This is a genomic window from Paracoccus sp. (in: a-proteobacteria), assembly GCF_035556475.1.
Classification (GTDB): domain Bacteria; phylum Pseudomonadota; class Alphaproteobacteria; order Rhodobacterales; family Rhodobacteraceae; genus Paracoccus.
The window spans coordinates 38,731-48,715 of sequence record NZ_DATMFA010000103.1; the positions used below are offsets into that span (position 1 = coordinate 38,731).

Annotated in this window: 9 protein-coding genes and 1 pseudogene; 8 read left to right on the forward strand and 2 right to left on the reverse strand. The window is 64.7% G+C overall.

The window, feature by feature from the left end; all coding sequences use genetic code 11:
* The first annotated feature begins 60 nt into the window (after positions 1-60).
* Complete coding sequence (locus VNQ78_RS14135; protein ID WP_325690855.1) at positions 61-498, forward strand: helix-turn-helix domain-containing protein; 438 nt, start codon at positions 61-63, stop codon at positions 496-498.
* A 17-nt stretch (positions 499-515) separates the two neighbouring features.
* Here the strand turns inward: VNQ78_RS14135 and VNQ78_RS14140 are convergent, their stop codons facing one another.
* Positions 516-1,157, reverse strand: a complete 642-nt coding sequence (locus VNQ78_RS14140) for a nucleoside triphosphate hydrolase (RefSeq protein ID WP_325690857.1) — start codon at positions 1,155-1,157, stop codon at positions 516-518.
* Positions 1,158-1,193: 36 nt separating this feature from the next.
* Positions 1,194-2,321 carry an ROK family protein gene (locus VNQ78_RS14145; protein WP_325690859.1) on the reverse strand — a complete coding sequence of 376 codons (1,128 nt, stop codon included), beginning with the start codon at positions 2,319-2,321 and terminating at the stop codon, positions 1,194-1,196.
* Between the two features lie 152 nt (positions 2,322-2,473).
* On the opposite strand from VNQ78_RS14145, the gene VNQ78_RS14150 reads away from it, so the two are divergent.
* The 7 genes and pseudogenes from VNQ78_RS14150 to VNQ78_RS14180 all read left to right on the forward strand — a co-directional run.
* Positions 2,474-3,508: a sugar ABC transporter substrate-binding protein gene (locus VNQ78_RS14150; protein WP_325690861.1), complete on the forward strand. Its 1,035-nt coding sequence runs from the start codon at positions 2,474-2,476 to the stop codon at positions 3,506-3,508.
* Positions 3,509-3,572: 64 nt separating this feature from the next.
* A complete protein-coding gene (locus VNQ78_RS14155; RefSeq protein WP_325690863.1) occupies positions 3,573-4,595 on the forward strand; it encodes an ABC transporter permease in 1,023 nt (340 codons plus the stop codon).
* A complete protein-coding gene (locus VNQ78_RS14160; RefSeq protein ID WP_325690865.1) occupies positions 4,571-5,407 on the forward strand; it encodes an ATP-binding cassette domain-containing protein in 837 nt (278 codons plus the stop codon). Before VNQ78_RS14155 ends, VNQ78_RS14160 begins: the two co-directional genes overlap by 25 nt.
* Complete coding sequence (locus tag VNQ78_RS14165) at positions 5,407-6,399, forward strand: hypothetical protein (RefSeq protein ID WP_325690867.1); 993 nt, start codon at positions 5,407-5,409, stop codon at positions 6,397-6,399. Before VNQ78_RS14160 ends, VNQ78_RS14165 begins: the two co-directional genes overlap by 1 nt.
* A gap of 22 nt (positions 6,400-6,421) precedes the next feature.
* On the forward strand, positions 6,422-7,465 hold the full coding sequence (locus VNQ78_RS14170; RefSeq protein WP_325690869.1) for a carbohydrate kinase family protein: 1,044 nt from the start codon (positions 6,422-6,424) through the stop codon (positions 7,463-7,465).
* 225 nt (positions 7,466-7,690) lie between these two features.
* Positions 7,691-8,818 (forward strand): glycoside hydrolase family 19 protein, encoded by a 1,128-nt coding sequence (locus VNQ78_RS14175; protein WP_325690871.1) that lies wholly within the window; start codon positions 7,691-7,693, stop codon positions 8,816-8,818.
* A gap of 477 nt (positions 8,819-9,295) precedes the next feature.
* A pseudogene (locus tag VNQ78_RS14180) lies at positions 9,296-9,985 on the forward strand (hypothetical protein); the annotation flags it as partial.

Sequence of the window (9,985 nt, forward strand, 5' to 3'; positions counted from 1 at the left end):
TTGCATCGATTCCCGTTGCTAATTCCTCTAGCACCTAGAGGAGCAAGAGGTTTTTTCGCGATGCTCACCATCGGACAGCTTTCGCAGGCCACCGGAGTCAAGGTTCCGACGATCCGCTATTACGAGCAGATCGGCCTTTTGCCCGAACCCGACCGCAGCGAGGGGAACCGCCGCCTCTATGATCGGGCGACGCGGGACCGGCTGGCCTTCGTGCGCCATTCCCGCGATCTCGGCTTTTCGCTCGACTCGATCCGCGAGCTTTTGTGCCTGTCGGACGAGCCGGGGCGGTCCTGCGAGGCGGTCGACGACATCGCGCGCCGCCAGCTGGCCGAGGTCGATGCCCGCATCTCGCGCCTCGAAGCCCTTCGGGGCGAGCTGCAAAGGATGCTGGGGCATTGCTCAAACGGGACGATCGCCGAGTGCCGGGTGATCGAGGTGCTGGGAAATCACGGGCTCTGCGCCGAGGATCATTCAGGTGCGGGCAGCGACCGTCTCTAGGGCAGAGCGGAGTGCAGCTATCCCTGCTGTCTCAGCGTGATATCCGCCGGACGACTGGACGAGGCGACAAGATCGGCATTCGGCAGATCGTTGCCAAGCGCCTTCGCCTTGGCCACTTCGGGCGGCAGGCCCAGCCCCAGCCAACGGTCGAGCAAGCGCCGCTCGAGTTCGGCGCGCGGAACCTCGAGGCGGATGGTCAGGTCGAAGCAGGGTTTCAGTTGAAGCCATGGCTGCCGATCCAGCAGCAGGTAATTCCCCTCGATCAGCAGCAGGGGCGTCGAGGCGGGGATGAGCCGCGCCCCGGCCCGCGCGATCTCGAGGTCGCGGTCAAAGACCGGGACGGCGATCTCATCCTCGGTATTGGCGCGCAGCCGCGCCAGCATGGCAGCAAGCCCGCCCACATCGAAGGTATGGGGCGCGCCCTTGCGGTCCAGCGTCCCCCGCGCCCTGAGAACGGCATCGTCGAAATGAAACCCGTCCATCGGCACCACCGCCGCAATCCCCGGCTGCCGGTCATTCAGCGCCTGAACCAGCTGGTCGCAAAGCGTCGACTTTCCGCTGCCCGGCGGGCCGGCGACGGCGACCAGTCGCCGCCGCTGCGCCAACGCCCCGAGGCGCGACAGCAGCCCGTCGATCGTCACCTGATCATAGCCGGTCATCGGTAGAACCTCCCCTCCCCCAAGCAGAGCGCCCGATCAGATCGGAAGCTCCTCCATCGCCAGAAGCGCGGCGCCGCGCACGCCCAGATCCTCGGAATTGCTGGCGAGCGCGATGGTCAGTTGTTGTGTCGCCAGCGGCAGGCAGCGCTTGTAGATCAACTCGCGCACCCCGGCCAGCATGGCCTCGCCGGCGCGGGCAAGCTGGCCGCCGATCACCAGCACCTCGGGGTTCAGCATGGCGACCAGATCGGCGCTGACCTTGCCCAGAACCCGGCTGCCGCGATTGATCGAATTCAGCGCCTCCGGCTCTCCGCGCAGCCAAAGCTCCATCACGTCGCGCGCGTCCTGACAGTCAAAGCCCAGCCCGCGCAGATCGCGGGCCAGCGCCCAGCCGGCGGCATGGGCCTCGGTGCAGCCTTCTTTGCCGCAGCGGCAAAGGGGCGCGGGCTGGATGCCGTGCTGGATATGGCCCAGATCGCCCGCAGTTCCCGACGCGCCGCGCAGCAGGACGCCCCCGACCATGATCCCGCAGCCGATCCCGGTCCCGACCTTGATCATCACGAAGTTGCGGCATCCCGGCCAGTTCAGCCGATGCTCGGCCAGGCAGAGCAGGTTCACGTCATTGTCCACCGCCGCCGGCAGGCCGGTCAGCGCCCCAAGCCGGCTGCGAATGTCGATCGCCTCCCAGCCATACATGACCGAGGGCATCGCGACCCGCCCCGAGGCGACATCGAAGGGCGCGGGGACGGAAAGCCCCACGGCCGCGACCCGCGCCGTCGCGGCGGCGGAGCGGTCGAGATCGGCCGTCATCCGGGCCAGCCCGCCCAGCGTGACCTCGGGAGCGGCGCGCAGGTCCAGATCAATGATGCGCTGGTCCAGCATCCGGCCGGCAAGGTCGAACAGGCAGGCGCGTGCGCGCCGCTCTCCCATGTCGATGCCGACCAGATTGCAATAATCGGGATTGATCACGAAGCCCCGCGCCGGCCTGCCCCCGACCGAGGGCCGTGCGGCCCCTTCGCAGAGCAGCCCGGCATCGAGGAGTTCGCTGATTCTCAGCGCCGCCGTGCCGCGTGACAATCCCGTGGCCGCTTCGATCTCGCGCTGGGTCTGTGCCTCTCCGCTGCGGACAAGGCGGTAAATGGCCGTGGCGGCGTCTTTCCTCATGTTTTCCTAGGCTTTCGGCGTCGCAGTTGTCACGCACCACTTATGAATAATATTGGGCAAAAGATAGGCATTCAATGTTTTTATTGACAGAATGTGACGCCGCCCGTTCACTTGTCCCATGCGTGGAGGAGCGCGCATAAAGGGAGGAAATAATGAGCAAAAGAAGCTGGCTCGCCTATGGCGGGGCCATTGCGGCGCTTTGTCTCGGCGTCTCGACTGCCCAGGCTCAGGACGACATTCTGGTCGGCCTGATCACCAAGACGGACACCAACCCCTTCTTCGTCAAGATGCGCGAGGGCGCCTCGGAAAAGGCGAAGGAGCTTGGGGTCAAGTTCCAGGCCTTCGCCGGGAAATTCGACGGCGACAACGACACCCAGGTCCAGGCGGTCGAGAACCTGATCGCGGCAGGGGCCAAGGGCATCCTGATCGTCGCCTCAGACACCAAGGCCATCGTGCCGACGATCCAGAAGGCCCGGGATGCGGGACTGCTGGTCATCGCGCTCGACACGCCGCTGGAGCCGATGGATGCCGCGCAGGCGACCTTCGCCACGGACAACTTCCACGCCGGTGAGCTGATCGGCGAATGGGCGCGGCGCAGCTTGGGGGACGAAGCCGCGTCGAAGGCCCATGTCGCCTTCATCGACGCCCATGAAAGCCAGCCCACGGTCGACGTCGCCCGCGATCAGGGCTTCATGAAAGGTTTCGGCATCGACATCAAGGATCCGGCCCGCCGCGGTGACGAGGACGATGCCCGCATCGTCGGTCACGAGATGGGCGAAGGCTCGGAGGTCGGCGGCCGCAACGGCATGGAGACCCTGCTGCAAAAGAACTTCGACGTGAACGTGGTCTATACGATCAACGAACCCACCGCCGCCGGCGCGTGGGAGGCGTTGAAGGCCGCGGGCAAGGCGGACGGGTCCGTCCTTGTCACCTCGGTCGATGGCGGCTGCCCGGGGGTCAAGAACGTGGCGGATGGCGTGATCGGCGCGACCTCGATGCAGTTCCCGCTGCTGATGGCCTCGCTGGGGGTCGAAGCGATCGTCGAACATGCCAAGAACGGCACCGTCCCCGCCCCGTCCGAGGGACTGACCTTCACCAATACCGGCGTCAAGCTGGTGACGGACAAGCCCGTCGAGGGGCTGGAATCGATCACCAGCGAAGAGGCCCTAAAGATCTGCTGGGGCTGACCCGGCCTGCGGCCCGCCGTCCTTGCGGGCTGCCCAATCACATCTGACAGCACGGGGGTGACGGATGTCGTCTGACGACACGCCACATTTCTCGGAACATGCGGGGCCTGGCCGTCGCGTGATAAATTTCCTGCACGGCAATCCGACGATCATCCCCTTTCTGGTGCTGGTCATCGGCCTGGCGATCTTTTCGCTGATCGTCGGCAAGCGCTTCTTCCATCCGTTCAACCTGTCCCTGGTGCTGCAACAGGTGACGGTCATCGGGATGCTCGCGCTGGCGCAGACGCTGATCATCCTGACGGCGGGGATCGACCTGTCGGTCGGCGCGATCATGGTCCTCAGCTCGGTCGCGATGGGGCAGATGGCGCTGACGCTTGGCCTGCCGCCCGAAATTGCGTTGCTGGCCGGCATTGCGGTCGGTGCGGCCTGCGGTGCGCTGAACGGGCTGCTGATCACCTGGCTGCGGTTGCCGCCCTTCATCGTGACGCTCGGCACATGGAGCATCTTCAACGCCTTCGTGCAATTCTGGTCCGGCGGCCAGACCATCCGCCAGCAGGAAATCGCGGCCGACGCGGCGATCCTGCAATGGACCGGGACCGCGCTCCAGCTTGGCGCATGGCGGCTGACGCTCGGCTCGGTCCTGATGCTGGGGCTGGCGGGCCTCCTCTGGTACATGCTGAACCGCACCGCTTACGGCCGCCACATTTATGCGGTGGGCAATGATCCCGAGGCCGCGCGCCTATCGGGCATCAGCACCCGGCGCGTGCTGTTTTCCGTCTATCTGATCGCCGGGGCAATCTGCGGGCTGGCGGGTTGGGTGCTGATCGGACGGATCGGCGCGGTCAGCCCGCTGGGCGGAGGCTCGGCCAACCTCGACAGCATCACCGCCGTGGTGATCGGGGGAACCTCGCTTTTCGGGGGGCGCGGCTCGATCCTCGGCACGCTGATCGGGGCACTGATCGTGGGCTTTTTCCGCAACGGCCTCGCCCTCGCGGGGCTGGACGTGCTGTGGCAGGAATTCGCGATCGGGTGCCTCATCATCATGGCCGTGGGCTTCGACCAATGGCTGCGGAGGATCTCGAATTGAGCGCGGCGCTGATCCCCGACGCTGCGGGCCACCAGCCGGTCCTTGCCGCGCGCGACCTGCGCAAGGCCTATGGCCGGGTCGTCGCCATGGACGGGGCGGATTTCGACCTCTATCCGGGCGAGATCCTAGGCGTCATCGGCGACAATGGCGCGGGAAAATCCTCGATGATCGCGGCGCTCGCGGGGGCCGTCCGCCCCGATAGCGGCGAGATCTGGCTCGCGGGCGAGCAGGTTCGCTTCGCCAATCCGATGGAAGCCCGCGCCAAGGGGATCGAGACGGTTTTCCAGACCCTCGCCATGGCCCCGGCGCTCACCATCGTCGACAACCTGTTTCTGGGTCGCGAATATCGCAAGCCCGGCTTCCGCGGGCGCTGGCTGCGGGCGCTGGACCGGGGAAGGATGCGGGCCGAGGCGCGCAAGCATCTGAGCGAGCTTGGCCTAGCCACCATCCAGAACATTGACCAAGTCGTCGAGACCCTCTCTGGCGGCCAGCGGCAGGGCGTGGCGGTGGCGCGGGCCTGCGCCTTCGGCTCGCGCGTCATCATCCTTGACGAGCCCACGGCGGCACTGGGCGTCAAGGAAAGCCGCAAGGTTCTGGACCTGATCCTTGACGTGCGCCGCCGCGGCATCTCGGTCGTGCTGATCAGCCATAACATGCCGCATGTGTTCGAGATCGCCGACCGCGTGCATATCCACCGGCTGGGCCGGCGCATCGCCCAGGTCCGCCCCGACCAGATCAGCATGTCCGACGCCGTCGCCATCATGACCGGCGCCATGCCCCCACCCACCGACGACGACCAAGGGAGAACGTGATGTACAGGATGGACGAAAAGCTCGCGCGGATCAGGGCGGGCAAATACGGCAAGGGCGATTTCATCATCGCCGACGCCAAGGACGGCGACATGGGGCCTTCGATCAACTCCTCAGGGCCGCACCGCGCCAATGACGGAAGCTGGACGCGCTATCGCACGCGGGCCGAGTTCCTCGACAAGATCCAGGCGATCGTCGAGCAGGACATCGTGGATATCATGCTGACCTCGGTTTCCAATCTGGAGGCATTGAACGCGCGCGGGGTCTATAGCAACAGCCGGGTGAAGCCGGTGGTCCGCGCCAATGACGCGACCGATTGCTGGGTGTTTCGCGGCGCCACCTATGCGGCCGAGCCATCGCGCCCGTTCCGCACCGCGAACCCCGCCGTGGCGAAGTCCCTTGGCACGGATCTGGGTCTTTATTCGATCACCTTCAACAACGATCTCGACGCGGATTACTTCTCGCTCGAAGAGTTCGCGGCATTCCGCGAGGATGCGTTGAACAATGATTTCAAGTATTTCCTTGAAGTGTTCAACCCGAACGCTCCCGTGAACCTCGCGCCCGAGGATATTCCCGGCTTCGTCAATGACGCCATGATCCGCTGCCTTGCCGGCCTCAGCACGCGCGAGCGGCCGGAGTTCCTGAAGATCCCCTATAACGGCCCCGCCGCGTTGGAGGAGCTTGCCGGATACGACCCATCGGTCATCGTCGGCATCCTTGGCGGGGGTGCTGGCACGACGCGCGACTGCCTTGAGCTGATCGCTCAGATCGAACGCTATGGCGCGCGGGTCGCGCTGTTCGGGCGCAAGATCAACCTTGCCGACGACCCGCTGGAGATGGTGCGCATGATGCGCGCCGTGGCGGATGGCGATCTGAACTCCGAACAGGCGGTGCGCGAATATCACGGCAGCCTGGCGCGGAGCGGCATCACGCCCACGCGCGCGCTGGACGAGGATGTCCAGATCACCGAGGCGGTGCTGAAAGCCGCCGCCTGAACCCCAAGCACAGGTCGGATCAATGGAACGGAACGGGTTCGTCACCGGCGGCACCTGGTGTGTCGACTACAACATGACCTTGCCCCACTGGCCGCGAGAGGAAACCGCGACCCGGATCCTGTCAAGCACCCGGCAGGGCGGCGGATCGGGCTGTAATTTCGCGGTCGACATGCGCCGGCTGGCGCCCGAGATCCCGGTCTCGACCATTGCGCTTTGTGGGGATGACAGCGATGGGGCGCTGCTGCGCTCCATCGCGCGCGAAAACGGGATCGATGCGCGCTTCCACGTCGTTCCCGCACCCACCCACCGCACCATGGCCTTCACCGCGCTGGAGAACGGCCGCCGTACGCATCTGTTTCAGGCTGAATCAAGCGACCTGCTGACGCCGGATCATTTCGACTTTTCGAATACGCGGGCAGCCATCCTGCATCTGGGGTTGCCGGGCACCCATGCGGCCATGGACGCGCCCTGGCAGAATGATCCGAATGGCTGGGTGACGGTGCTGCGAAAGGCGCGGAGTGCCGGGCTGCGCACCAATCTGGAGGTCATGACCATCGCCGCCGACACGCTGCGGGAACTGGTCCTGCCCTGCCTGCCGCATCTCGACTACCTCGTGGTCAATGATTACGAAATCGGCGCGCTGACCGGCATCGAGGTTCTGCCCGGCGGAGAGGTGGCGGCGCCCGCCATCCTGCAGGCCGCCCGCCGCGCGCTGGAGATGGGGGCGATGTCCATGGTCGTGGTGCATTTCCCGTCGGGTGCGGTCGCCGTGGACCGGTCCGGGGCGGTGGCATCCCATCCCTCGGTTCAGGTGCCGAAATCCACCGTCGCGGGAACCAATGGCGCCGGGGACGCCTTCGTCGCGGGCTTTTTCTGCGGCATCTCGCGCGGGCGGGGGCTGGACGAATGCCTAGCCTTCGCCCATGCGGCGGCCGCGGCATCGCTGCGATCGGTGGACACCTATGGCGCGGTGGAACGCATCGAGACCTGCCTCGACCTCGCGAATGGCTATGGCTGGCGCGCGCCGTTGCAGCTTGCCCTGCCTTCGGGGCACGGGAGAGCCTGACTAAATCGCATTGGTCGGGAAAGTCTTTCGTCGCGATATTCGAACCCTGTCGGTTAGGGACGCGCCTCGCGAAAACATGGTAGTAGAAATTTTGCGCCAATTCTGATAATATAAATCCTGGTCGTATATATGACCCATGCAAGTCGTCACTTCGTCACTGCATTATCGGCTGATATTTCGATATTTTCATGAGTCGACCCTGTTTTTGTTAATGAGGGAAGTATCATGTCGCTGGATCGTCGCATTTTCTTTGACCGGATCCGTCCGCTGTTCGGAGGTCGCCTGACGCAGCTTCAGGTGGAAGGCATGGACGCCATTCTGAACAGTTGGGAAAGGCGCGCGCCCGGTTCTGACCTGCGCTGGCTTGCCTATCTGTTCGCGACCGCCTTTCACGAGACCGCGCGCACCATGCAGCCCGTGCGGGAAGCGTTCTGGCTGTCCGAGGATTGGCGACGCAGGAACCTGCGCTATTACCCCTATTACGGGCGCGGCTATGTCCAGTTGACCTGGCCGCAGAACTACGCCCGGGCCGGGGCCTTTGTCGGTGCGGATCTGGTCCGCAATCCCGATCTGGCCATGCTGCCCGAATACGCCGCGACGATCCTGTTCGTGGGAACCGAGGCGGGCTGGTTTCGCGGCGATGCCCGAGGCCGACACACGCTGGCCCGCTATTTCAACCGCAACGTCAATGACCCCGTCGGCGCGCGCGAGATCATCAACGGGCGCGAGTTCAAGACCATCAACGGCCGGCGGGTCTTGCTCGCGACGGTGATCGCCGAATATCACGCGGCATTTCTGCAGGCAGTCACGGCCGCCGCGCGGGCAAGCGTCAGGGCGCCCGGCGACGTCGAGATGCCCCATGCCCGCAGCTTCGACGCGGTCATGATGACCGAAGACCTCGTGGCCGGACAGTACAGCCTGTCCGATCAGCTCATGCCGGAACTGGCCTTCGCAGACTTCGCCGATGCCGAGATCGCGGCGGAAAGCCCGGCGGCAACCATGTTCTCCGATGAGGTCGCGCCCCCCTTCGACGATGGGCCACAGGACGCTCTGGCCGGTGAGCAGAATTATCTTGTCGATCGCACGGTCGAAATCGTCATGGGCTATCTGGCCAGCAGCAACAGGATCGACCAGGCCGAGTTGCCGGGGCTGATAACCGGCGTGCATAGGGCGCTTGCCGGGCTCTCCATACAACCGCTGGATGTCGGCCTTTCGATATATGCGATGGCCCCGGAAATGCCGGAGGATATGGTGGAGGCAACCGATCCGCCCAAGGCAGCAACCGCGCGCAAACGATCACGTCCCCGCAAGGCTCGGGAATATCAGGACGGCCCTGCGCCGGAACATGCCTGAACACAGCCTGTCAATCCCCGTTTCCCGAAAGATGATTTCATCATCAATACCCACGACCAAATAACCGGAGTGAATTGAGGCGTCACTTCGCCGCGTCACTTATGGCTGATCGCGGCAGCATATTATCAGCTTCGCGCAACTGCATGTCAGATTCTCATTTCCTTTAATAATCGCGACGTTGAGGTAATTTGATGGATGAGATCGCTGGATTTCCAAAAATCGGCGCGAAACGCGACCTCATCGACCTGCGTGATCACATGTTTGTCCCGCGCTTCGAGCTTTTGCCGCCCGAGCATCTGTCTTGGTATGATCTGTTCGCATCCGGCAGCCCCGGCATCCTGCCCTTCGACCTGTGCGATCAGCGTAGGCGTGGCAATTGCGTGGGACAGGCCCTAGATCGACGTCCAGTTTCGACAGCGCGACGGTCCGCACCCGCCACCCGCGCGGGTCAGCGCTGCCATGCTTCATCGGATGGCGATGTTTTACGATGTTGCCGAAGGCACCGCACAGGACGGCATCCGCAGCCTGCGATCGGACATCAAGGCCTTCTTCCATCACGGCGTCTGCCCTGACGGTGAGGGCAAGGATGGCTGGGCGGATGACGATGCCAGTGCCCTTCGCGATCTGGCCGACGCGCAGGGCTATGCGACCACCACCCTCCTCTCGCGCGAGGCGACGCGGGAGGCGGTCATCGAGGAATTGCGCCGCGCCGCCCGTGACCTCAACGCGGGCGACCAGTTCCTGTTCACCAATGCGAGCCACGGCAGCCAGCTCGCCGATTTCAACGGCGACGAGAAGGAGATCGCCAACCGCAATCCCGACAGCACGATCTGCCTCTATGACGACCAGATGATCGACGATGAGCTGTGGCATCTCTTCGGAGATTTCAAAAGCGGTGTGCGCATCGTGATGATCTCGGACAGCTGCCATTCGGGCACGATTGCGCGGCTGCATGATGAACTGGGCCTGAGCATCGGCGCGGTGCAGTTCCGCAGCCTCGACGCGCGCAAAGGCGTCCTTTTCGCACATTGGGGCAAGTCGGTGGATTCGGTCGGCGTCGCGGCGGTCCGGCTGGTCTTCAACCGCGACTTCTACGAAACGGTGGCCCGACCGGTCGTCGAGCAGCGCCTGACCGACGCTCCGAGCCAGATCCTCGCCTTCAAGCTG